The 23,651-nt window shown below is 69.8% G+C and carries 20 protein-coding genes and 1 tRNA gene; 14 read left to right on the top strand and 7 right to left on the bottom strand.

Going from position 1 to position 23,651, the window contains the following annotated elements; genetic code table 11:
• Window positions 1-3 precede the first annotated feature (3 nt).
• Window positions 4-633, top strand: coding sequence for a maleylpyruvate isomerase family mycothiol-dependent enzyme (locus tag ACWCOV_RS26700; RefSeq protein WP_449832045.1), 630 nt, complete (start codon window positions 4-6; stop codon window positions 631-633).
• Here ACWCOV_RS26700 and ACWCOV_RS26695 read toward each other — a convergent pair.
• Together ACWCOV_RS26695 and ACWCOV_RS26690 are read right to left on the bottom strand one after the other, a co-directional pair.
• Window positions 622-2,136, bottom strand: coding sequence for a carboxylesterase/lipase family protein (locus ACWCOV_RS26695; RefSeq protein WP_449832044.1), 1,515 nt, complete (start codon window positions 2,134-2,136; stop codon window positions 622-624). The two genes, ACWCOV_RS26700 and ACWCOV_RS26695, sit on opposite strands and share 12 nt — an antisense overlap.
• A 107-nt stretch (window positions 2,137-2,243) precedes the next feature.
• Window positions 2,244-3,743, bottom strand: coding sequence for a serine hydrolase domain-containing protein (locus ACWCOV_RS26690; RefSeq protein WP_449832043.1), 1,500 nt, complete (start codon window positions 3,741-3,743; stop codon window positions 2,244-2,246).
• A gap of 78 nt (window positions 3,744-3,821) precedes the next feature.
• Here ACWCOV_RS26690 and ACWCOV_RS26685 point away from each other — a divergent pair, with 78 nt between their 5' ends.
• On the top strand, window positions 3,822-4,355 hold the full coding sequence (locus ACWCOV_RS26685; RefSeq protein ID WP_449832042.1) for a hypothetical protein: 534 nt from the start codon (window positions 3,822-3,824) through the stop codon (window positions 4,353-4,355).
• Window positions 4,356-4,560: 205 nt separating this feature from the next.
• On the opposite strand, the gene ACWCOV_RS26680 is transcribed toward ACWCOV_RS26685, so the two are convergent.
• Window positions 4,561-4,632 (bottom strand) — tRNA-Arg (locus ACWCOV_RS26680).
• 193 nt (window positions 4,633-4,825) lie between these two features.
• Here ACWCOV_RS26680 and ACWCOV_RS26675 point away from each other — a divergent pair.
• The 11 genes from ACWCOV_RS26675 to prmC all read left to right on the top strand — a co-directional run bounded on the left by ACWCOV_RS26675 (window position 4,826) and on the right by prmC (window position 16,873).
• Window positions 4,826-5,011, top strand: a complete 186-nt coding sequence (locus ACWCOV_RS26675; protein ID WP_449832041.1) for a PspC domain-containing protein — start codon at window positions 4,826-4,828, stop codon at window positions 5,009-5,011.
• 46 nt (window positions 5,012-5,057) lie between these two features.
• Window positions 5,058-5,588, top strand: a complete 531-nt coding sequence (locus ACWCOV_RS26670; RefSeq protein WP_449832040.1) for a hypothetical protein — start codon at window positions 5,058-5,060, stop codon at window positions 5,586-5,588.
• A gap of 62 nt (window positions 5,589-5,650) precedes the next feature.
• Window positions 5,651-7,309 carry an arginine--tRNA ligase gene (gene argS / locus ACWCOV_RS26665; protein ID WP_449832039.1) on the top strand — a complete coding sequence of 553 codons (1,659 nt, stop codon included), beginning with the start codon at window positions 5,651-5,653 and terminating at the stop codon, window positions 7,307-7,309.
• Window positions 7,306-8,712 carry a diaminopimelate decarboxylase gene (gene lysA / locus ACWCOV_RS26660; protein ID WP_449832038.1) on the top strand — a complete coding sequence of 469 codons (1,407 nt, stop codon included), beginning with the start codon at window positions 7,306-7,308 and terminating at the stop codon, window positions 8,710-8,712. The genes argS and lysA overlap by 4 nt, the downstream gene beginning before the upstream one ends.
• Window positions 8,709-10,001 (top strand): homoserine dehydrogenase, encoded by a 1,293-nt coding sequence (locus tag ACWCOV_RS26655; RefSeq protein WP_449832037.1) that lies wholly within the window; start codon window positions 8,709-8,711, stop codon window positions 9,999-10,001. The genes lysA and ACWCOV_RS26655 overlap by 4 nt, the downstream gene beginning before the upstream one ends.
• A 3-nt stretch (window positions 10,002-10,004) precedes the next feature.
• Window positions 10,005-11,069, top strand: coding sequence for a threonine synthase (thrC, locus tag ACWCOV_RS26650; protein WP_449832036.1), 1,065 nt, complete (start codon window positions 10,005-10,007; stop codon window positions 11,067-11,069).
• Between the two features lie 10 nt (window positions 11,070-11,079).
• Complete coding sequence (gene thrB / locus ACWCOV_RS26645; RefSeq protein WP_449832035.1) at window positions 11,080-12,030, top strand: homoserine kinase; 951 nt, start codon at window positions 11,080-11,082, stop codon at window positions 12,028-12,030.
• A 332-nt stretch (window positions 12,031-12,362) separates the two neighbouring features.
• Window positions 12,363-14,537 (top strand): transcription termination factor Rho, encoded by a 2,175-nt coding sequence (rho, locus tag ACWCOV_RS26640; RefSeq protein ID WP_449832034.1) that lies wholly within the window; start codon window positions 12,363-12,365, stop codon window positions 14,535-14,537.
• 108 nt (window positions 14,538-14,645) lie between these two features.
• Window positions 14,646-14,852: a 50S ribosomal protein L31 gene (gene rpmE, locus ACWCOV_RS26635; protein WP_145813862.1), complete on the top strand. Its 207-nt coding sequence runs from the start codon at window positions 14,646-14,648 to the stop codon at window positions 14,850-14,852.
• 96 nt (window positions 14,853-14,948) lie between these two features.
• Window positions 14,949-16,025: a peptide chain release factor 1 gene (prfA, locus tag ACWCOV_RS26630; RefSeq protein ID WP_449832033.1), complete on the top strand. Its 1,077-nt coding sequence runs from the start codon at window positions 14,949-14,951 to the stop codon at window positions 16,023-16,025.
• Window positions 16,022-16,873, top strand: coding sequence for a peptide chain release factor N(5)-glutamine methyltransferase (gene prmC / locus ACWCOV_RS26625; RefSeq protein ID WP_449832032.1), 852 nt, complete (start codon window positions 16,022-16,024; stop codon window positions 16,871-16,873). Before prfA ends, prmC begins: the two co-directional genes overlap by 4 nt.
• Here the strand turns inward: prmC and ACWCOV_RS26620 are convergent.
• From ACWCOV_RS26620 to ACWCOV_RS26605, 4 genes are read right to left on the bottom strand one after another with little or no spacing between them, the layout of a single operon-like run.
• Window positions 16,806-17,711, bottom strand: a complete 906-nt coding sequence (locus ACWCOV_RS26620; protein ID WP_449832031.1) for an endonuclease/exonuclease/phosphatase family protein — start codon at window positions 17,709-17,711, stop codon at window positions 16,806-16,808. The genes prmC and ACWCOV_RS26620 overlap by 68 nt on opposite strands.
• Window positions 17,712-17,714: 3 nt before the next feature.
• The gene (locus ACWCOV_RS26615) at window positions 17,715-18,662 is read right to left on the bottom strand and encodes a hypothetical protein (protein WP_449832030.1); all 948 of its coding nucleotides are present in this window, start codon (window positions 18,660-18,662) and stop codon (window positions 17,715-17,717) included.
• A gap of 37 nt (window positions 18,663-18,699) precedes the next feature.
• Entirely contained in the window at window positions 18,700-21,684 is a 2,985-nt protein-coding gene (locus ACWCOV_RS26610; protein WP_449832029.1) for a BTAD domain-containing putative transcriptional regulator, read from the bottom strand.
• Window positions 21,685-21,729: 45 nt separating this feature from the next.
• Window positions 21,730-22,746 (bottom strand): adenosine deaminase, encoded by a 1,017-nt coding sequence (locus ACWCOV_RS26605; protein ID WP_449832028.1) that lies wholly within the window; start codon window positions 22,744-22,746, stop codon window positions 21,730-21,732.
• A 119-nt stretch (window positions 22,747-22,865) separates the two neighbouring features.
• Between ACWCOV_RS26605 and ACWCOV_RS26600 the strand changes: the two genes are divergently transcribed.
• Window positions 22,866-23,651 (top strand): L-threonylcarbamoyladenylate synthase (locus ACWCOV_RS26600; RefSeq protein ID WP_449832027.1); only part of this gene is annotated, 786 nt, incomplete at its 3' end.

Raw genomic sequence — 23,651 nt, 5'->3', positions numbered from 1 at the left:
GGTATGACAAACATCAGAACGGCGGTCGCGGGGGAGCGGTCCGACCTTGTCGCCATGCTGGACGGGCTGCAGCAGGAGGACTGGGACAAGCCGAGCCTGTGCGAGGGGTGGCGAGTGCGTGAGGTCGTCGCTCACATCACCATGCCCTTCCGGATGTCCATGCCTCGATTCCTGCTGGGCATGGTCCGGGCCGGCGGGAACTTCAACAAGCTCTCGGACCGGCAGGCGCGGCAGGACGCCGCCGAGCTCTCGGCGCACGAGCTCACGGAGTGCCTGCGGCAGAACGTGAACCACCCGTGGAAGCCGCCGGGTGGCGGGTACGAGGGCGCGCTCTCGCACGACGTCATCCACGGTCTCGACATCACCGTTGCGCTGGGCATCGACCGGCACGTGCCCGAGGACCGGATGCGCCGGATCCTCGACGCCACGAAACCCCGTCAGCTCAAGTACTTCGGTGTCGACCTCACCGGCATCCAGCTTCGCGCCACCGACCTCGACTGGACGCACGGCACCGGGGAGGTCTTGTCCGGCCAGGCCCAAGACCTCCTCCTCGTGCTGTGCGGCCGCACCCTCCCGTCGCACCACCTGACCGGCCGCCCGGCAGCGCGCTTCACCACACAGTCAGCGCGGTAGACCCTGCCAGAAGCCGCACTGGTGGTTGGTCGCGTACGGCGTGGGCGCGACGCCGGCCGTGGACAGCCCCAGGACCGTGCCGGAGTGGTTGAAGGCGGGCCACTTGGGACGGCCGGCGCCGTTGGGATTGCCGGTGTGGGCGAACGCGGACCAGTAGCCGATCATCGTGGTGGACAGTCGTTCCTGGTCCGGAGTGAGTGGTGGGGACGGGTTCTGGGGCATGTCGACGCTCCACAGGTACGGCAGGTCCGAGCTGTGGAAGGCACCGAGTGGGTAGCCGTCCGGCAGCACCCGGCCACTGTCCTCTGCGAACTCGTAGGCGTAGACGGGCTGATGCTTGGCGGCCGCCTGAGCGGTCCGCAGCACGGGACACGCACCGATGAAGCCACCCCAGTCACTCAGCACAGTCGCCAACGCCAGCGCCGGACTCGTGATCACCGGGTACTTCGCGAGTACGGCGTCCGCCTGCTCGCCGAACGTCTCGACCAGCATCGCCTCGTACTGCGCTGCGGTCAGCGACGACTGCCGCGAGAGGAACCCGCGCATCTCGTGAGCGGTCCCACCGATCAGGAGCGGTACCCGGGCAGCCGTCCCGTCGCCCAACGCGTCTCCCGGTTGCTTTGGCAGCACCGCCGTACCAGCTGACGGGCCCCAAGGGCGGTCGCCGCTGCGGCCGTGCGGCGTCAGTGGAATGCTCGAGAGCGCTTCGAGCACCTTGCCTACCGGGCGCTCGCGCAGGCAGGCTGCAACGTCGGGTGCTGTGGTGCAGCCGAGCTCACCGGTCGCGCGGGCGCCGAAGGCTCGCGCCTCGGCCAACGTGGGCACTCTGTTCTCGCACGCGCCACTCTGGACAGTTGCCCGGTCGAACAGGCCGCGGGCGAGCGGTGAGGCGAGCAGGGCGCACACCGAGCGCGCTCCCGCGGACTGACCGGCCAGCGTGACGTTCTCGGGGTCTCCACCGAAGCTGGCGGCGTTACGCCGTACCCAGCGCAGTGCAGCGGCCTGGTCCATCAGGCCGTAGTTCCCTTCGCCGAGCGCGGGGGTCGAGAGGTAGCCGAGTGCGCCGAGGCGATAGTTGACCGTGACAACCATCAGCCGGCCGGACGTGGCCAGCTCGGTGCCGTCGTACTCCTTGGCGGCTCCGGTCACAAAGCCGCCACCTGGCAACCACACCAGCACCGGCAGCCGCTCACCCGGCCGCACACCACGCGGCACCCGGACGTCGAGGTAGAGGCAGTCCTCCGACCCAACTGCCCCCAGTTGCTGCGCACACGGGGTGCTCGGCGCTGTCGCGTCGCGCACCCCCGACCACGGTTTCAGCCGGGCAGGTGGACGCCATCGCTGCTCACCGACCGGGGGAGCGGCGTACGGCACACCCGTGTAGCTCACGTGGTCCGCAGCAACCGTCCCCCGCAGCCAGCCGGCGTCCACCTTCACCGTGCCAGGTGCCGGCGGACCTAGTAGCGAAGCAATCAAGGCCAGAACAACACTGGGAATCGTCATGACGAGAGTCTTCTGATTCCGAGCCGCCATGGCGTCCGCGCACAGGCCCGACTTCCACTACCTCCTCCGGCGCAGCAGACGACCTCTCGACTACGCCGCACGGCGTATCAGAGCAGCCGGGAAAGCTTGGCAGCCTTCAATCCAGCGGTACGTCGACCAGCGGGCTGCCGGCGGAACAGCCGACCGCCGTACCGCAGCCACTGCGCCTGCCCGTCCGGCCCGAACACGAAGTTCGCCCGAACATGCGTGGGCTGCCCGGCCGGATCGAGCGCCAGCACATATCCCTTCCGGTAGAACGCGAGACGCAGCGCCACCTCGCCGTCCAACCGTGCGACCAGCTCGCCGTCATCAGCGGTCAACTCCAGTCCGAACTCACTTGGCTGCCCGTCGAACCCGATCTGCCCGGAGACGTAGAGCCCTTCATACGCCGCCAGCCGTTCGGGCGGCAGCTCACGCGGCACCGCTCGCAGGTTGCTCACGCCGGCGAACTCCCGCAACGCCCAGTCGTCCGCGAACAACTCAGCCACCAACGCCGGACCGCCCTCCGAGTTGGTCAGCAGCGTGATCGCGAAGTCCCGCCGCGGAACCATCAGGAACCCCGAGTGCTGACCTGACCAGTCGCCGCCATGCTGGACCACCGTCGGCCCTTCCGCAGTCGGGCGCAACATCCAGCTGACCCCAGCGCCATCCAGTTCGACGAAGAGCGTCCCACCCGGCCCAGGGTTCGACTGCATCGCGAGGCGACCGCGATCACTGAGCAGGCGCGGGAATCCACGGTGGCCAAGGTGGTACCGCGCGTACCGCAACTGGTCGCGCGCACTGGAGATCAACCCACCCGCAGCGTGCAGACTCCGCAGCATCGCATCGAACGACGGCTCGACCACCGCCTTGCCATCGACCACGTTGTGCGAAGCCGCGACGCTGAACCCATCGAGCTCGCTCCGGAAGAACCGGCTGTGCTCCAGGCCCAGCGGATCGATCACAAGCTCGCGAATCGCAGCTTCATAAGGCTTTCCGGTCACTACCTCGACGATCCGGCCGGCAACTCCGATCGCCGCGTTGTTGTACGAGAACACCCTGCCAGGCGGCGTCAGCTGCGGCACCTTGGCCATCCCCGCCACGTACTGCGCCAGCGCGTCATCCCCCTGCCCCGTGTCTTCGAAGTAGTCCCCCTGCCACCCCGCCGAGTGATTCAGCAACTGCCGCACCGTCACGCGAGCCGCGGCCCCCGCATCGCCGGCCATGAACCCAGGCAGATAAGCCCGCACCGGCCGATCCAACCCAATCCGTCCACGCTCGACCAGCCGCATCACCGCCGTACCCGTGAACGTCTTGGTCGTGGACCCAACCCGAAACACCGTGTCCCCAGAGACGCGAGTGGGCACGTCGACGCTGGTCACCCCGAACCCCCGGACGTACTCCCGCCCTCGCCACCACAGCCCAAGGCCGACCCCGGGAATCGCATACTTCGCCATCCCCGCCTCGATCTTCTCCACCAGCCGCTCGACCGAGTCCGAATCCCGGGCTACAGCAGGCAACGTGGACACAGCACTGAGCGGCACAGCCTCCGCGGCAGCGCGAAGCAACGTACGACGAGAAACCGACATGGCAACTCTCCTCGGGGCGAAGGGGAATGCTTCCAGTCACGCTATTATTACCAAACTTGAGACCAATGGGGAGAGTTCATGCCCGAGTCACCCACCCCCGTGATCGACGCCCTGCTCCACCCCATCCGCTGGCGCATAGCCCAGCGAGCCCTGGGCCGCGAAGTCACCACCACAGACCTCAAACGCGACCTCCCCGACGTCCCCACCACCACCCTCTACCGCCACGTCGCGGCCCTGATCGACGCCGGCTACCTGACCGTCGTCCGAGAACGCAAGATCAGAGGAACCACAGAACGCACCCTCACCCTGGACCAAACCAAGGCCGGCCGAATCGAAGAGCGCGAAGCACGCGCCATGACCCCCGACCAACACCGCCAGGCCTTCCTCCTCCTGCTCACCCGCCTGGCCGCCGACTTCGACCGCCTACTGGACCGAGGCGACCTCTACCCCCGCCTCAACCAACTCGGCTACTCCCAACTAGCCATCTACGCCGACCCCACCGAGCTGGCCACCCTCCGCGAAGCCATCAACGCCCTCCTACAACCCCACCTAAAAGAAGCCCCCGACAAAGCCAGAATCATCCTGTCCCTAATCGCCCTCCCAGACGACTGACCACAGACGAGGTAGCGGGCAGGAGCAAGCCGCTGATGCGCAACCCAGCCCAAAAACCGGCGCCGACCGCCCAACGCGACCACCGCCAAGGGGGGTCCGGGGGGCGAAGCCCTTCCGGGCGGGGCGTGGGGGCCGCGCCCCCACAAAACACGGCGGGCGATCCACGCCCGCGCTCTCCGCGGGCACAGATCGCCCAGATCGTCCGCGCCCCCGGCAGGATTCGAACCTGCGCACCCGCCTCCGGAGGGCGGTGCTCTATCCCCTGAGCTACGGGGGCTCAGGAACGGTCAGAACAGTATCAGGAGATTCCGGAAAGTCCCGAATCGGGTGCCGGTGCGTCGGGTGGGTACCGGAGGTGGAGGCCGGGGTGACCCTGACGGGACCCTGGAAGCGCGGTGCGGCGGGATCGTGTCCGGTCAGGTCGGCGTCATAGTGGTTGTAAGCCCATCAGTGAAAGGAATTCGGTTCCCATGGCTAGCACTTTGGTCCGCCCGTCCCACGGTCGCATGATCGGCGGTGTCTGTGCCGGACTGGCTCGCCGGTTCGGTATCTCGGCGAACACGATGCGGCTGATCTTCGTCGTCAGCTGCCTGCTGCCCGGCCCGCAGGTCCTCATCTACCTGGTGCTCTGGATCCTGATGCCTTCGGAGCGCTGACCCCCGGCGACGACCTGCCCCAGCGCCACATGACAACCTGCTCCTCATGAGAGCAGGCAGGTGGCGCCGGGCGGGTGCGACGGCAGCCGCTCTGCTCCTCGTCAGCAGTGTGGCCGGCGGCTGCCAGGTCGGTCCTGCGCCGCCTGGTCCGGCCGAGCTCCGGACCGGGCCGCCGCCGTGGGACGCGCCCCGCGACGCGGTCTCGTACATCGACAAGGCCGGGTTCGAGCGTCTCCCGCTCGACTTCTCCGGCCCGTCGCCGTACACCGTCACCTTGTCGGTCACCGTCGACGGGGCCCGGGTGCAGATCCCGGCCGGGATCGGTGTCGACCGGGTCCGCGCCGAGCAGGCCGCCGTACACACGCACACCACCGACGGCCTCGTGTACGTCGAGGCCAAGACCACCACCGAGCGCCCGACGCTCGCGCAGTTCTTCACCCTCTGGGGAGTCCGGTACGACGCCAAGTGCCTGGGCGACACCTGTGGCTCACTCACAGTCACCGTGGACGGCAAACCGGCGCCCTGGGACGCCGCCCTGACCCCCAGGGCGCAGATCTCGATCAGCGCCCGGGGCTGACGGCGTACCGGGCTGTGGATGGTGAGTCAAGGGTTTGGCGGCAGGCCCATTAGGCTGATGCGGTGACTCCGGAACAGCTCGCTGAGAAGATCCTGCAGGCCCTGGCCGCGCTCGCCGACGACGGCGCCATCACCGTCGAGGGCGGGCTGCCGCGCGAGCTGAAGGTCGAGCGACCCAAGAACCCCGAGCACGGGGACTACGCCACCAACGTCGCGATGCAGCTGGGCAAGCGCGCTGGGCTGAACCCGCGCCAGTTCGCCGAGCTGCTGGCCGCCAAGCTGCGGGACGACGACGCGATCACCGCGGTCGAGATCGCCGGTCCGGGCTTCATCAACCTCCGTGTCGCGGCCGATGCCCAGGGCAAGGTCGCGCAGGCGATCGTCGACGCCGGCCAGAGCTACGGCCACACCGACACCTTGCACGGCCAGACGGTGAACCTGGAATTCATCTCCGCCAACCCGACCGGCCCGCTGCACCTCGGCCACACCCGCTGGGCCGCCGTCGGTGACGCGCTGGCCCGGGTGCTCGCCGCGGCCGGCGCCAACGTCAAGCGTGAGTTCTACATCAACGACCGCGGCGCCCAGATGGACAAGTTCGGCGCCAGCCTGCAGGCGGCCGCGAACGGTCAGCCGATCCCCGAGGACGGCTACCACGGCGAGTACATCCTCGACCTGGCCAAGCAGATCGTCGCCGAGGTCCCCGGCATCACCGAGCTCCCGGAGGCCGAGCAGTCGGTCGCCTTCCGCGAGGCGGGGTACGAGCGCCAGCTGAAGGAGCAGCAGTCCCAGCTCGAGCACTTCCGGACCAACTTCGACGTCTGGTTCTCCGAGCGCAGCCTGCACGAGCAGGACGGCGTCGGCCACGCGATCGAGAAGCTGCGCGAGCAGGGTCACCTGTACGACGCCGACGACGCGCTGTGGATGCGGACGACGGACTTCACCGACGACAAGGACCGGGTGCTGATCCGGTCGAACGGCGAGCCGACGTACTTCGCCTCGGACGCGGCGTACTACGTGAACAAGCGCGAGCGCGGTTTCGACGTCTGCATCTACCTGCTCGGCGCCGACCACCACGGGTACGTGAACCGGCTGAAGGCGATCGCGGCGTGTGCCGGTGACGACCCGGAGCACAACATCGAGATCCTGATCGGCCAGCTGGTGAAGATCCTCAAGGGCGGCGAGGAGATGCGGCTGTCCAAGCGGGCCGGCACCATCGTCACGCTGGCCGAGCTGGTCGAGGAGGGCGGCGTCGACCCGCTCCGCTACACGCTCTGCCGCTACCCGGTGGACTCCCCGCTGACCCTGGACATCGAGGAGATGACCAGGCAGGTCAGCGAGAACCCGGTCTACTACGTCCAGTACGCGCACGCCCGGCTGGCCTCGATCCTGCGGAACGCCGACGAGCTCGGCATCAAGCTGGACGAGTTCGACCCGGGGCTGCTCAGCCACGAGCGCGAGGGTGACCTGCTCCGCGCGCTGGCCGAGTTCCCGCGCGTCGTTGCCACCGCCGGCGAGCTGCGCGAGCCGCACCGGATCGCGCGCTACCTGGAGGACACCGCGTCGGCGTTCCACAAGTTCTACGACAGTTGCCGCGTGCTGCCGCGCGGTGACGAGGAGGTGGAGCCGGTGCACAAGGCTCGCCTGACCCTGGTCTCCGCGACCAGGACCGTGCTCGCCAACGGGCTGGACCTGCTCGGCGTCTCCGCACCGGAGCGGATGTGAGGGCGCACGAGGCGGGCGCGCTGCACGCGGACATCGGCCACCGCGGCCCGTCCTGGCTGCGCGCGCCCCGCGACGTCAACGACCTGGTCCCGCAGCTGTGGTCGTCCACGGCGAAGAAGACCGCCGAGGGCTCACTGGTCGTCGGCGGAGTCGACGTCCGTGATCTGGTCGCCGAGCACGGCAGCCCGGCGTACGTGCTGGACGAGGACGACTTCCGCGCCCGCGCCCGCGCGTTCAAGCACGCCTTCAAGGACTTCGACGTCTACTACGCCGGCAAGGCGTTCCTGTGTACGACGGTCGTCCGCTGGGTGATGGAGGAGGGCCTCAACCTCGACGTCTGCAGCGGGGGAGAGCTCGCCGTCGCCCTTCGCGCCGGTGCAGACCCCAAGCGGCTGGGGTTCCACGGCAACAACAAGTCCGAGTCCGAGCTGGGCCGGGCGCTGGACGCGGGCATCGGCCGGATCATCGTCGACTCGCTGTACGAGATCGACCGGCTGATCGAGCTCGCCCGGGAGCGCGACACCACCGCGCCGGTGATGATCCGGGTCACCGCCGGCGTCGAGGCGCACACCCACGAGTACATCGCGACCGCGCACGAGGACCAGAAGTTCGGCTTCTCGATCACCTCCGGCGCGGCCTACGAAGCCGTTGCCCGAGTCAACGAAGCGGCCGAGCTGGAGCTGCTCGGCCTGCACTCGCACATCGGGTCGCAGATCTTCGACTCGTCCGGGTTCGAGGTGGCCGCGAAGCGCGTGATCGCCTTGCACGCAAGGGTTTCCGAGGAGCTCGGCGTGGACATGCCGGAGCTCGACCTGGGTGGTGGCTTCGGCATCGCCTACACCACGCAGGACGACCCGTCCGACCCCGCGCAGCTCGCCACCGAGATGGGCAAGATCGTCGAGCACGAGTGCCGCGCCTTCCAGGTCGACGTGCCGAAGGTGTCGATCGAGCCCGGTCGCGCGATCGTCGGCCCGGCCGTCTGCACCGTGTACACGGTCGGCACGGTCAAGGAGGTCGAGCTCGACGCCGGCGCCTCCCGCACCTACGTGTCGGTCGACGGCGGGATGAGCGACAACATCCGCGCCGCGCTGTACGACGCCGACTACTCCTGCACGCTGGCGAACCGCTACTCCGACACCGAGCCCACGCTGGCCCGGGTGGTCGGCAAGCACTGCGAAGCCGGTGACATCGTGGTGAAGGACGAGTTCGTCCCGTCCGACGTGCGCCCCGGCGACCTCATCGCCGTACCAGGGACCGGCGCCTACTGCCGGTCGATGGCGAGCAACTACAACCACGTGCCGCGGCCACCGGTGATCGCGGTCAAGGACGGTCACACGCGAGTCGTCGTACGGCGCGAGACCGAAGACGACCTGCTACTGCTCGACATGGGAGCGGCGGAGTGAACGACAAACCTCTCAAGGTAGGCCTGCTCGGTTGTGGCGTGGTCGGCACCGAGGTGGTGCGGATCCTGACCGAGCAGGCTGACCATCTCGCCGCCCGCGTCGGCGGCCGGCTGGAGATCGCAGGGATCGCGGTCCGGCGGCCCGGTCGCGCGCGGGACATCGCGGTCGACCCGTCGCTGATCACGACCGACGCGCAGGCGCTGGTGTCGCGCGGCGACCTGGACCTGGTGATCGAGGTGATCGGCGGCCTGGAGCCGGCCCGCAGCCTGATCCTGTCCGCGCTCGAGCACGGCGCGTCGGTAGTCACGGCGAACAAGGCGCTGCTCGCCGAGGACGGCCCGACGCTGTTCGCCGCCGCGGAGAAGTACCAGCGCGACCTGTACTTCGAGGCCGCTGTGGCCGGTGCGATCCCGATCCTGCGGCCGCTGCGCGAGTCGCTGGCCGGTGACGACGTGACCCGGGTGATGGGCATCGTCAACGGCACCACGAACTACATCCTCGACAAGATGGACAGCACCGGCGCCGGCTTCGACGAGGCGCTGGAGGAGGCCCAGGCGCTCGGGTACGCCGAGGCCGACCCGACCGCGGACATCGAGGGCTTCGACGCCGCCGCGAAGGCGGCGCTGCTGGCCAGTTTGGCCTTCCACACCAGGGTTTCCATCGCCGACGTGCACCGCGAGGGCATCACCGAGGTGTCGGCCACCGACATCGCCTCGGCCCGCGAGATGGGCTGCGTGGTGAAGTCGCTGGCGATCTGCGAGCTCGACGAGGCGACCGACTCGGTCAGCGCCCGGGTGTACCCGGCGATGATCCCGGCCACGCATCCGTTGGCGAGTGTTCGCGACGCGTACAACGCCGTGTTCGTGGAATCCAAAGCGGCCGGCCAGCTGATGTTCTATGGTCGTGGTGCCGGCGGCGCCCCGACGGCCAGTGCTGTCCTCGGGGATCTCGTGTCCGCCGCGCGCAACCGGCTCAAGGGAGTGCCGGGGGTCGGCGAGTCGTCGTACACCCAGCGAGCCGTGCGGCCGATGGGCGATGCGGTGACCCGCTACCACGTGTCGCTGGACGTGGCCGACAAGGCCGGTGTGCTGTCGGCAGTGGCCCACGCCTTCGCCGAGCACGACGTGTCCATCCAGACCGTCCGGCAAGAAGGCCGGGGCAGTGACGCGCAGCTGGTGGTGGTCACCCACACCGCGACCGACGCCGCGTTGTCCGCGACCGTGGAGACCCTGCGTGACATGGACATCGTTCGGGAAGTCAGCAGTGTGATGCGGGTAGAAGGCGAGTAGCGAATGGCACACCAGTGGCAAGGCGTGATCGAGGAGTACAGGGACCGGCTGCCGGTGTCGGCGGACACTCCCGTGGTCACGCTCGGCGAGGGCGGGACGCCGCTGGTGGCCGCGCAGTGGCTCAGCGAGCAGACCAACTGCGAGGTCTGGCTCAAGGTCGAGGGCAACAACCCGACCGGCTCGTTCAAGGACCGCGGCATGACGGTCGCGATCTCGCTGGCCGCCCAGGCCGGTGACAAGGCCGTCGTCTGCGCGTCGACCGGCAACACCTCCGCATCGGCGGCCGCGTACGCCGTCCGCGCCGGGCTGATCCCGCTGGTGCTGATCCCGGCCGGCCGGATCGCGAAGGGCAAGCTGGCCCAGGCCATCGTGCACGGCGCCCAGCTGGTCTCCATCGACGGCGGGTTCGACGACTGCCTGCGGATCGTCCGTGAGCTCGGCAAGAACTACCCGGTCGCGCTGGTGAACTCGGTGAACCCGGTCCGGCTGGAGGGCCAGAAGACAGCCGCCTTCGAGGTCTGCGACCTGCTCGGCGACGCTCCTGACCTGCACCTGCTCCCGGTCGGCAACGCGGGCAACATCGCGGCCTACTGGAAGGGCTATCAGGAGTACGCGAAGGACAAGCTCGCCTCGAAGACCCCACGGATGTGGGGGTTCCAGGCCGAGGGCGCGGCCCCGATCGTGCGGAAGGCGATCGTCGAGAAGCCGGACACCGCGGCGACCGCGATCCGGGTCGGCAACCCGGCCTCCTGGACGCTGGCCGAGGCCGCCCGGGACGAGTCCGGCGGCCGGATCGAGATGGTCACCGACGAGCAGATCCTGACCGCGCAGCGTGAGCTCGCCGCCCGCGAAGGCGTGTTCGTCGAGCCCGCGTCGGCGGCCGGCGTGGCCGGTTTGCTGCACGCGAAGGCGCAGGGCTGGCTGGACGGCGGCTCGACCGTGGTGATCACCGTCACAGGTCACGGCCTGAAGGACATCGACACCGCGCTCGACCACTCGAAGGTGAAGGAGTCGCCGGTCACCCCGGCCGACACCGACGCCGTCGCCCGCGTCGCCGGCCTGATCTGACGGGCCGGCAATGGAGAGCGCAAGCGACCGCCGGCCCTGCGACCAGGTCCGGGTCCGGGTCCCGGCGACGAGTGCGAATCTCGGCCCCGGTTTCGACGCGTTCGGCCTGGCGCTGACCCTGTACGACGACCTGATCGTCACCCCGGGTGGATCCGGCGTCACGGTCGAGGTGACCGGGTCCGGCGAAGGCGAGGTGCCGCTGGACGAGTCACACCTCGTGGTCCAGGCGATCCGTCGCGGCCTCGACGCGCTGGACGCTTCGGTGCCCGGGTTCACGTTGCGTTGCGAGAACCGGATTCCGCACGGCCGCGGGCTCGGTTCGTCGTCGGCGGCGATCGTCGGCGGCCTCGCAGCGGCGTACGGACTGGCCGGTGAACCGCTGGACCGGGAGCGTCTCGTCGTACTGGCGAACGAGATCGAAGGGCACCCGGACAACGTGGCGGCCGCCGCGCTCGGCGGGTTCACAATCGCTTGGACTGAAGGGGAAACCGGCCGCGCGGTCCGGCTCGACACCGTCGACGGTTTGGCGGCGGTGGCCTATGTACCCGACAACCGTGTGCTGACCAAGGAGGCGCGCGGACTGCTGCCGAGCGGCGTTTCCCACAGTGATGCGGCGGCCAATGCGGGGAAGGCTGCATTGCTCGTCGCAGCGGTGACCGGGCGGCCGGAGTTGCTGCTGACGGCGACCGAGGACCGGCTGCACCAGGAGTACCGCGAGCCCGCCATGCCGGAGAGCCTGGCGCTGGTGCACAAGCTGCGGGGGAGCGGGCTGCCGGCGATCGTGAGCGGCGCCGGGCCGACCGTCGTCGTGCTGGGCCGCCCTGACGGTACCTCTGCAGCGGGCAAACCCGCAGGTCAGAGCTTCTTCCGGGGTGCGCCGCCGGCGCCGGACGGCTGGACGCGGTACGACCTGGGGATCGATCCAGTCGGCGTACAGGTCTGGTCGATGGAGGCGGGGTAGTCCGCTGAGCGGTGCGGGAATGAGCCGGGACTGACACGCGTTGTACCCCTCGAGTCAGCAGAAAGACCCGTAGTGGTGCTAGTCTCGACTCACCCGATCCCCTCCAGGTGATCGGTGAACTCTCGTCACGATCCGGGCTGTGCTCCCGGCACCCTGTGTTGTGTGGCGACCCTCCTGTGGATTGAACTTGCGCCGCCTGCGCCGGGGCTGTCCGGGGGGACTCAGATCGAACGAGAGCCTCTTGTACCCACCTGACCGCTTCATCGGTCGTGGGTGATGAAACGGTCGATTGGCTTCCACGTCATCGACGATCCGTGTGGGAAGGACCTCACGTGACAGAAACTGTTGAAGCCTCCAGCGGAGCCGGCGCCACGTCGGCCCCGGGAACCGATGCTGCGGCCACCACCGCGACGCGTCGCCGGAAGGCCGGAGGCGGCCTCGAGGGCATGCTGCTCCCCGAGCTCAAGCAGCTCGCCGGGACGCTCGGCATCAAGGGCACCGGCGCGCTGCGCAAGGGCCAGCTGATCGAGGCGATCAAGGCCGCCCAGGCGGGTGGCTCGACGGGCGGATCGCGCCCGAAGGCGAGCCAGCCGACCTTGGACGAGGCTGCCGACGAGGCGCCCGCGGCCAAGGCCCCGGCCAAGCGGGAGGGCGGTAGCCGCCGGACCCGCGCCGCGGCCAAGGACACCGCGCAGAACGGCGCGGCCGAGAAGGACGCCGCCGCTGCGCCGGCCGCCAGTGCGCCGGCGGTCACCGCCGAGGCGCCGGCGGCCGCGGTCGCCACTCAGAACGGCACCGCCGTCGCCGAGCCGAAGACCGAGCAGCCTGCGGAGAGCCGTGCGGAGGACCGCGCGGAGAGCCGTGCGGACAACCGCGGCGACGACCGCGGTGAGGACCGGGACGACCGCGGTGACCGCGACAACCGGAACCGCAGCCGTGACAACCGTGACAACCGGGACAACCGGGACAGCCGCGGTGACCGGGGTGAGCAGAACCGCGAGGGCAACCGGGACAACCGGGGTGACCGCGGCGAGCGCGGCGAGCAGAACCGCGACCGCAACCGAGACAACCGCGGTGGCGAGCAGAACCGGGACGGCAACCGCGGCGACCAGAGCCGTGGCGACAACCGCGGCGACAACCGCGGCGACAACCGGGGTGACCAGCGGAACCGGCAGGACCAGACCGACCGCGGCGAGGAAGGCGAGGGCCGTCGCCGGCGCCGCCGGGGCCGCGACCGGGACCGCAACCGCGACGGCAACCAGACCGGCGGTCGCGACAGCGGTCGTGACGGTGGCCGCAACCGCGGCCGCGGCGAGCGGTTCGACCCGGAGCCGACGATCAGCGAGGACGACATCCTCGTCCCGGCGGCCGGCATCCTCGACGTGCTCGACAACTACGCCTTCGTCCGGACCAGCGGCTACCTGCCGGGCCCGAACGACGTGTACGTCGCCCTGTCGATGGTGAAGCGGTACGGCCTGCGCAAGGGTGACGCGATCACCGGCGCGGTGAAGCAGCCGCAGGAGGGTGAGCGCAAGGAGAAGTTCAACCCGCTGGTCCGGATCGACACCGTGAACGGATCGGACCCGGAGATCGCCAAGCAGCGGCAGGACTTCAACAAGCTGACCCCGCTGTACGCGACCGAGCGGCTCCGCCTGGAGACCGAGCCGGGCGTGCTCACCACCCGGATCGTCGACATCGTCAGCCCGATCGGCAAGGGCCAGCGCGGCCTGATCGTCTCGCCGCCGAAGGCCGGCAAGACGATGGTGCTGCAGGCGCTGGCGAACGCGATCACCACGAACAACCCCGAAGTGCACCTGATGGTCGTGCTGGTGGACGAGCGGCCCGAAGAGGTCACCGACATGCAGCGCACCGTGAAGGGCGAGGTCATCGCCTCGACCTTCGACCGGCCGGCCGACGACCACACCACGGTCGCGGAACTGGCGATCGAGCGGGCCAAGCGCCTGGTCGAGCTCGGCCACGACGTCGTCGTGCTGCTGGACTCGATCACCCGGCTCGGCCGTGCGTACAACATCGCGGCGCCGGCCAGCGGCCGGATCCTGTCCGGTGGTGTCGACTCCTCGGCGCTGTACCCGCCGAAGCGGTTCTTCGGCGCGGCCCGCAACATCGAGGACGGCGGCTCGCTGACCATCCTGGCCACCGCGCTGATCGAGACCGGCTCCAAGATGGACGAGGTCATCTTCGAGGAGTTCAAGGGCACCGGCAACATGGAGCTGCGGCTGCGCCGCGAGTTCGCCGACCGGCGGATCTTCCCGGCCATCGACGTGGTCGCCTCCGGCACCCGCCGCGAGGAACTGCTGATGAGCAAGGACGAGACCCAGGTCGTCTGGAAGCTCCGCCGGGTGCTGTCGGCGCTCGACGGCCAGGCCGCCCTGGAGCTGCTGATCGGCAAGCTCAAGGAGAGCAAGTCGAACATCGAGTTCTTGCTCCAGGTGAACAAGACGACACCGTCCGCAGGCGGAGCCCGCAGCACCGACGACGGTAACTAGAAGCACTCGATTACCAGTTTGCTGCCCTTGGGTGGCAAACTGGTGTGTCGGTTCCGGTTCACGCTCGCGCCCGCGGGCGACCCGGGGCACCTGAACCTAGGAGATCCCTTGAAGAGCGACATCCACCCGACGTACGTCGACACCACGGTGACCTGCACCTGTGGCGCCACGTTCCAGACGCGCTCGACCGCGGAGAACGGCGTGATCCACGCCGACGTGTGCTCGCAGTGCCACCCCTTCTACACCGGTAAGCAGAAGATCCTCGACACCGGTGGTCGGGTTGCCCGCTTCGAGAAGCGGTACGCGAAGAAGTAGCGACCTCACCGCGCGCCGGTCCGCGAGCCTGGAAAGGCTTGCCGACCGGCGCGCGGTTTGTGTTGTCAGACTTGGTTTCGAAGGGAGGAGTGCGGGATGTTCGAGGCGGTTCAGACGCTGAGGGCGGAGTACGCCGAGCTGGAGCGGCAGATGTCCGATCCGGAGCTGCACTCCGACCAGGCCAACGCGCGCCGCGTCGGCAAGCGGTACGCCGCGCTCGCGCCGGTCGTCCGCACGTACGACGAGTGGCTGCAGACCGGGGACGACATCGAGGCGGCGCGGGAGCTGGCGGCCGAGGACCCGGCGTTCGCCGAGGAGGCCACCAAGCTGGCGGCCCGCCGCGAGGAGCTGGCGGACAAGCTGCAGATGCTGCTGGTCCCGCGCGACCCGAGTGACGACAAGGACGCGATCCTCGAGATCAAGGCCGGTGAGGGCGGCGACGAGTCCGCGCTGTTCGCCGGCGACCTGCTGAAGATGTACCTGAAGTACGCCGAGTCGCAGAACTGGAAGACCGAGGTGCTCGACTCGGCCGAGTCCGACCTGGGCGGGTACAAGTCGATCACCGTGGCGGTGAAGGCGAAGGGCACGCCGGAGCCGGGCGAGGCGCCGTACGCGAAGCTGAAGTTCGAGGGCGGCGTGCACCGGGTCCAGCGGGTGCCGGTGACCGAGTCGCAGGGGCGGATCCACACCTCCGCGGCCGGAGTGCTGGTGCTGCCGGAGGCCGAGGACGTCGACGTCGAGATCGACCAGAACGACCTGCGCATCGACGTGTTTCGGTCCTCCGGCCCGGGTGGGCAGAGCGTGAACACGACCGACTCCGCGGTCCGGATCACCCACCTGCCGACCGGCATCGTGGTGTCGATGCAGAACGAGAAGTCCCAGCTGCAGAACCGTGAGCAGGCCATGCGCGTGCTGCGGGCCCGGCTGCTCGCGGCCGCTCAGGAGGCCGCCGACCAGGAGGCGTCCGACGCCCGCCGGTCGCAGATCCGGACCGTCGACCGGTCCGAGCGGGTCCGCACCTACAACTTCCCGGAGAACCGGTTCTCCGACCACCGCGTCGGCTACAAGGCGCACAACCTGGACCAGGTCCTCGGCGGCGAGCTCGCGCCGGTGATCCAGGCCCTGACCGACGCCGACCTGGCCGCCCGCCTCGAGGCTGTCGACTCGCAGTGAGTCCCAGAGAGCTCGGGGACGCGGGAGTGAAGGGCGTGGTCGCCGAGGCGGCGGCTCGGTTGCGGGACGCGGGCGTCGCTTCACCCGACTTCGACGCCGCCGAGCTCCTCGCGTTCGTCACCGGGTCCAGCCGGCTCAACCTCACCGAGCCGACCAGCGCTCAGTTGCAGGCGTACGACGACCTGATCGCCCGCCGAGCCGCCCGTGAGCCCCTGCAACACCTGACCGGTACGGCGGCCTTCCGCTACCGGGAGCTCGCCGTCGGGCCCGGGGTGTTCGTGCCGCGGCCGGAGACCGAGGTGATGGTCGGCTGGATCCTCGACAAGCTGGCCAACGTCGAGTCACCCCTGGTCGTCGACTTGTGCACGGGATCCGGCGCGATCGCCGGCGCGGTGGCGACCGAGCGGCCGGACAGCGTCGTACACGCGGTCGAGCTGTCGCCGGAGGCGTGTGTCTGGGCTCGGCGCAACCTGGCCGGCACCGGCGCTGTCCTGCACGAGGGCGACATCGACGGCTGCCTGCCCGAGTACGACGGCCAGGTGGACGCGGTCATCTCCAACCCGCCGTACATCCCTTTGACTGCGTGGGAATCGGTGACCGCCGAGGTCCGCGACCACGACCCGGCGCTGGCGTTGTGGTCCGGTGACGACGGCCTCGACGAGATCAAGGTCGTCGCGGCGACCGCCGGCCGGCTGCTGAAGCCCGGCGGCTGGTTCGCCTGCGAGCACGCCGACGTCCAGGGCGAGTCGGCGCCGACCGTGTTCGCCGCGACCGGCCTCTTCACCGAGGTCCGCGACCAACTGGACCTCGCCGCCCGCCCCCGCTTCGCAACGGGCCGCCGGATCTAGGCCTGGCCAGATCCTGCTCCCGAATCATCCCGATCGCCCGCTCCTGCGACGGTCGTGCGCTGACCCGGCACCCAACCGGGAAGTGATCGGCGCCCGCCAACCGCACGACCTCGACGTCGCCGACGGCCAGGCTGGGTGACGTGAAGATCCGGTCGATCGACCGCCCGTCGGGTGTGGTCGCCGGCAGCGGATCGTCGAAGCCGTCGACCAGGCCGAGCTGCTCGGCGAAGAAGTCGCGCGGGTTCTGCATGTTGAGGTCACCGGCGACGACCAAGCGCCGTACGCCGCGCGCCTCTAGCTCCCGGGCCAGGTGCGCGGCCATCTCCTTGCCGTAGCTCCGGGCCGGCTCCTCGCGGTAGGTGTACTCGACCCCGTCGGCGCTGCGAGCCATGTGGACCGGGCAGACCTGGCCGGCGGCGATGTCGACGGTGCCTTGCTCGCCCAGGTCGAGCCGGGCGACCACAAACCCCTTCGCATGCCAGCCGAGTGGCTCGCCGGTCCGCCAGTGCAGCATCTCGAACGGCGGGTCCGGCAGGTCGATCCGCCCGAGATCAGTGATCGGGTGCGAGGACGCGATCCCGACGCCGATCCGGTCCACGCCCGGAATGTGCGAGTCGGAGAAGCCTTCACGCAGTGGGTGCACTTCCCGGTCGGGCATGGCCGCCGCGGCGAGTCGCTCGAGCTGGTCGCTGTCGCAGTCGAGCTCCGTCACCAGCAGCATGTCAGGCTGCAGGTCGGCCAGCGCCGCCCCGAACACCGGGGTCTGGTCGGCGTCGACGTACCGGTTGTTCTCGTCGACCAGCCGGCCGGCGGCGATGTTGGCGAAGGCTATCCGCATGCGCTATTCGTACACGACGAGCTCCGGGCGCGGCTTCAGGGCGAGGACCTGGGGTGGTGTCATCACCGGGCCGTGGCGGGCGTCCTCGACGCGGAACAGTTTGAAGCCGGCGTGCACGCTGGTGGGCAGGCGTTGGGTGAGTTTGCCCCAGGTCTCCAGCTTGTCCTCGCGGGCGCCGATGCCGTCCACCGACTTGATCGTCACCACGCCCGGGTGCTTCTTCAGCGCCTGCTCACCAGTCACGATCCGGGGCGACAGCTGATGGAACACGAACACCTTCTCCGGCAGCTTGTGTGTCTGCACCAGCCCCGAGAGGTACGACGCGATGCCGTCGAGTTCGGCGCCCGTCGTACGGCCGAAGACGCGGCCCGGCACCTGGTTCGGCCCGACCGCCCACTCCGGGTCGAAGGCCAGCCCGACGTCCGGCTCCTTCAGCCAGCGCTCGAGCCGCTTCACCTCGGGCAGGATCTTGGCCCGGCCGGGCTGGATGTCGAGCAGCAACAGCATCCGGTGCTTGCGGGCGACGGTCAGGTACTCCTGGATCTTCTCGTCGGGCAGCCGGCCGCGGTACATCCCGTCCTTGCCGGGCGCGGCCTTCGCAACCACCGTGATCAGCTCCATCACCGGCAGCGGGGTTCGGCCGGCGGCGTACGCGCGCGACAGCTTCTCCAGCCTGGCAGCCTTCGTGTCCAGGTCCTTGTCGAGCGGCCCGAGCGCGGGGGAGCCGGGCATCCCGACGTACCCGACGAGCTGGTACTTCGGGAAGATCGTGCGTCCACCGCGCGGCAGGTCACCGCGCGCCGGCGGGGGAGGAGGCGGAGTGCTCGTCGACGGGCTGGCTGACGGCGTGGGGCTGCTGACTACGGGTGCTGCTGCCCCTGGCTCGTCGCTGCAGGCCACCCCGCCCAGCAACAGCCCGAGCACCGTCACGACCCCTGGAACACTGCGCACCCCACCTAGAGAACCACGCCAGACCCAAGAACCCGAGTCAGGCCGGCCGCGTGATCGCAGTACGGCGTTGCCGCAGCTCGGCCGCGTACAGCGGCGTCAGTGTTCCCAGCCGCCGCAGAGCCTCGTCCAGCAAGGCTCCTGCCTGCTCGTACGAGCCGGCGGTCTCCGCGACCGAGGCAAGTCCTTCCAGCACCCGCGCGGCTGTGAGCGCCTGATGATCGGCCTGCGCGTCCTGCAGAACCGCATCGAACATCGCACGGCTCTCGTCCGGCCTGCCAACCGCCAGCAGGCTGTAGCCGAGCTCTATGCGCGACTCGTCGATGGAGAACCGGGATCCGACCTCCAGCGCCACCTTCAACGCTCGCTCATGCAGGTCCAGCGCCTCGTCCAGGCGGCCGAGCGCACGGTGGGCGTTGCCGAGCTGGATCAGGGCGTCCGACCGGCTGTGCCGCATGCCGACCCGGTCGGCGATCGCCTGGCCCTGCCGGACGGTCTCGATAGCCTCGGCATGGCGGCCGAGCGCGTTGAGCACTTCGGCCGTCCCGTTGTGGATGTGTGGCTGCAGGGTCTGGTCGTCCTGCGCGCGTGCGATCGCCATCGCCAGCCGGTACGACTCCATCGCCTGGCGGTAGTCGTGCCGGGCGGCCTCCTTGATCGCGCGCTCGGTCAGGGCGTGGCCGGCGATCCGGTCGTCGCCGATCGACTGCGCCAGCTCCAGCGCCGTCGTCAGCGCCGCGGTCGACTCCGCACCTGGATCGATCATGCCGATGGTGTTGCCGAAGGCAATCAAAACCTGGATGCGCAGCACCGGGTCGGCGTCGTCCGGCAACAGGTCGACGGCCGCGCGCAGGTACTCCAGGCTCACCGTCGGCCCGGACTGCACCTTGCTGAAGATCCCGAGCACGTGCAGCACGGTCGCCTGAGCCACCGGATCGCCCAGCCGGCGGGCGGCCTGAAGACCCAGCGCGAGCAGAGTCTCGCGCTCGCTGACCCGGCCGCGTTCGTGAAAGTACCGCGCGAAGCCGGCGGCGATCAGCCAGCTCTGCTCGTCCCAGCCGTCGTCGGTCGCCTGCTGGACGGCCGCGAGCACGTTGCCGCCCTCCACGTCACCCCAGGCCAGTCCTTGCTGCGACGAGGCCAGCTCCGGCCCGGGGACGGGCTGCCGGTCGGCGATGTCGATGTAGCGGAGCTTGGTGATCTTGGAGACGGCGCGGTGGCCCGTGCTGAGGTAGTACTCGAGCAGGCGGCCGGTCGCAGCTCGCCGTACCGCGTCATCGTCGTGCTGCTTGCTCAGCTGGCTTGCATAGGCGCGCAGGAGATCGTGGAACTGGAAGCGGCCGGCCGCTGGCTGCAGCAGCAGGTTGGCGTCGACCAGCTCTTCGAGGACTGGCTCTGCGGCTTCTGGAGCGACATCGGCCAGCGCTGCGGCGCCGTACTGGTCGATGTCGCGGCCCGGCATCAGGCTGAGGAAGCGGAACATCCGCTGCTGCTCGTCGCTCAGGTACTCGTAGGACAAGGCGAAGGCCGACTCCAGCCGCCGGCCGTCGACAGCCAGCTCGCTGAGCCGGCGCTCCTGCGCGGCCAGGCGCTGGTTGAGGTGCTCGACAGTCCAGGCCGGGCGGTGCCGCAGCCGCGCGGCCGCGATCCGGATGGCCAGTGGCAGGTGACCGCACCGCTGCACCAGCTCGTGTATCGCCTGTTGCCCGGCCTGCGCGCGGTCGGCGCCGATGATCTCCGTGAGGAGCGCTGCGGCGTCGACCTCGTCCAGTACGGCGAGGGGCAGCCGAGTGCCCGCGTCGATTCCGGCCAGCTGGCGCCGGCTCGTCACGATGACGCCGCAGCTGAGCGTGCCCGGCAGCAGCGGCTGCACGACCTCGCTGCTCAGCGCGTCGTCCAGTACGACGAGCACCCGGCGACCGGCAACCTCCGACCGCCACATCGCTGCCTGCTCATCCGGATCGCGGGGGATGCGGTCGGGCCGGACACCGAGGCTGCCGAGCAGATGGTCCAGAGCTGCCGCTATGGGGAGCGGCTGTCGGCCGGGTGTGTGCCCGTGCAGCTGTAGGTAGAGCAGCCCGTCGGGGTATGCGTCCACGAGCTCGCGGGCGGCGCGGACGGCCAGTGCGGTCTTGCCGGTGCCGCCCATGCCGTCGATGGCGACGACTGGGGGAGCGGAGCGGACAGCGGGCGTCAGCGCTGCGACAACTGTCGCCAGCTCCGCTTCCCGGCCCACGAAGGCGGCGTCCTGGTAGGGAAGCTCGTCGCGCGTCTGCTGGGGCTGCTGCTCGTTGCGCAGGACGCGTTGGTGCGTGGCTCGTAGCTCCGGGCCTGGCTCGACTCCGAGCTGGTCGATCAAGGTGTCGCGCGTCCGGGCGTAGACGTTCAACGCCTCGGCTTGGCGGCCGCCGGCGTACAGGGCGAGCATCAGCTGGCCGGCGAGCCGTTCGTCGAGGGGGCGGTCGGCCACTGCGGCCACCAGTTCGGCGACGACGGCGGTGTGACGACCGCGTTCGAGATCGAGGTCGATTCGGTCACTCAGCACCTTGTAGCGGCGCTCGGTCAGCCGGACCCGTTGGGCCGCCAGGTACTGGCCCGGCAGACCGCTGAGCGGCTCACCGCGATGGAGGTCGAGCGCCCGCGTGTAGGCGGTCGCTGCAGCATCGACAGCACCGGCGGCACGGGATGCCTCAGCCTGCTGGGCCGCTTCCTCGAAGTCGTCGAGGTCGACGGATCCTGCTGGCAGCCGCAACTGGTAGCCGTCGCGAGTCCGCTCGAGCAGGCCGTCCACTCCGAGCGCTTTGCGGATCCGGTAGATGTACGGCGGCAGCACCTTCAAACCGCTCGCCGGTGGCCGGTCCGCCCAGACTGCGTCGAACAGCTCCTCCGCCGTACAGGTCCGGTTGGCCCGCAGCGCAAGCACCGCCAGCAGAGCCTGTTGCCGGAGCGGCCCCGCCTCCACGACCCGCCCGTCCACCTCGACGCGGAGCGGCCCGAGCAGCTCGATCCGCAGCGATCCGGTCACACTGCGCAGTCTCGCGCGCGGACGGGGCCACCGGCAAACGGTTGTCTACGCCTTGGCGGCGTAGTCGTCGATCTCCGTGAGGAGCGCGTTCTTGACCGAGTCCTCGGCGAAGGACTCCCGGACCGCGGTCCTGGCCAGCTCGGCTACGCCGGCCTCGTCGAGGTCGAGCAGCTGCGCGGCGACGGCGTACTCGTTGGTCAGGTCGGTGCCGAACATCGGCGGGTCGTCGGAGTTGATCGTGACGACCAGGCCGGCCTCGACCATCGCGCGCAGCGGGTGCACGTCGTACGACGCGACCGCGCGGGTGGCGATGTTCGACGTCGGGCTGACCTCGAGCGGGATCCGGTGCTCGGCCAGGTACTCGACCAGGGCCGGGTCCTGCATGGTCGACGTGCCGTGGCCGATCCGCTCGGCCTTCAGCACCCGGACCGCGTCCCAGATCGTCTCCGGCCCGGTGGTCTCACCGGCGTGCGGCACGCTGCGCAGCCCTTCGGCGATGGCGGCCTCGAAGTGCGGCTGGAACTGCGGCCGCGGCACGCCGATCTCCGGACCGCCGAGACCGAACCCGACCAGCCCCTCCGGCCGGATCTCGGTCGCGATCCGCAGCGTCTCGTCGGCGGCCGGCAGCCCGGCCTCGCCGGCGATGTCGAAGATCCAGCGCAGCGTGATGCCGAGCTCCTTCTCGGCCGCGACCCGCGCGTCCTCGATCGCCTCGCAGAACGCCTCGGCCGCGATCCCGCGGGCCACCGAGGTGTACGGCGTCACCGTCAGCTCGGCGTACCGCAGGTTCTGCGCGGTCATCTCGCGGGCGATCTCGTAGGTCAGCAGCCGGACGTCGTCGGGCGTCTTGATCAGGTCGACGACGGTCAGATAGATCTCGATGAACTTCGCGAAGTCGTCGAACTCGAAGTACTTCGCCAGTGCGGCCGGGTCCGCCGGCACCGGCGACTCGGGGTGGCGGGCAGCCAGCTCGGCGACGATCCGCGGCGACGCAGATCCGACGTGGTGGACATGCAGCTCGGCCTTCGGCAGGCCGGTGAGGAACTCCCGCGACACAGTCATGTCCGGGATCCTAAGGAGGTCTGGGGTGGACGTGCCGGAAAGCTGACAATCATTTGTCAACTCACCGCTGCGGGAGCCCGAGTGGAGTGCGCGGACCGGTGAGTGGCACGATTCGGTGCGTGAGTGAGCGCTTCGACTTCACCGGCGACGAGCTGGCACCGGCCTACCGCGCGGCCGTGGACGCCATCGAGGCCGGCGACCTGGTCGTCCTTCCGACCGACACCGTCTACGGGATCGCCGCGGACGCCTTCAAGGCCGACGCGGTCCAGCGGCTGCTGGACGCCAAGGGCCGGGGCCGCGACATGCCACCGCCGGTGCTGATCTCGGTGGTGGAGTCGCTGGACGCGCTCGCCACCGACGTCCCCGAGCCGGGACGCAAGCTCTGCCAGGAGTTCTGGCCCGGGCCGCTGACGGTGATCTGCCACGCGCAGACGTCGCTGATGTGGGACCTGGGCGAGACCCAGGGCACCGTCGCGCTGCGGGTGCCGGACCACGAGAACACCCGTGAGCTGCTGTCCCGGACCGGGCCGCTCGCGGTCAGCTCGGCCAACCTCAGCGGCCAGCCGGCCGCGCTGGACGTGTACGACGCCGAGGAGCAGCTGCAGGACTCGGTCGCGGTCTACCTGGACGGCGGTACGGCGACCGGCGGCCAGCCGTCGACCATCGTCGACATCACCGGCGACACGCCCCACGTCGTACGCCTCGGCGCCCTCACCCTGGCCCAGCTCCGCGCCGTCGTCCCGGAGGTCACCTCCGACCTGGACGGCGACAAGGACGAGAAGCCGACCGAGGACGACAAACCGGCCGAGGACGAGAAGCCGGTAGACGAGAAGCCGGCCGAGGACGACAAACCGGCCGAGGACGAGAAGCCGGTGGACGAGAAGCCGGTAGACGAGAAGCCGGTA

It is taken from the genome of Kribbella sp. NPDC002412 (assembly GCF_053592935.1).
This window is presented reverse-complemented; position numbering and strand designations above follow the sequence as displayed.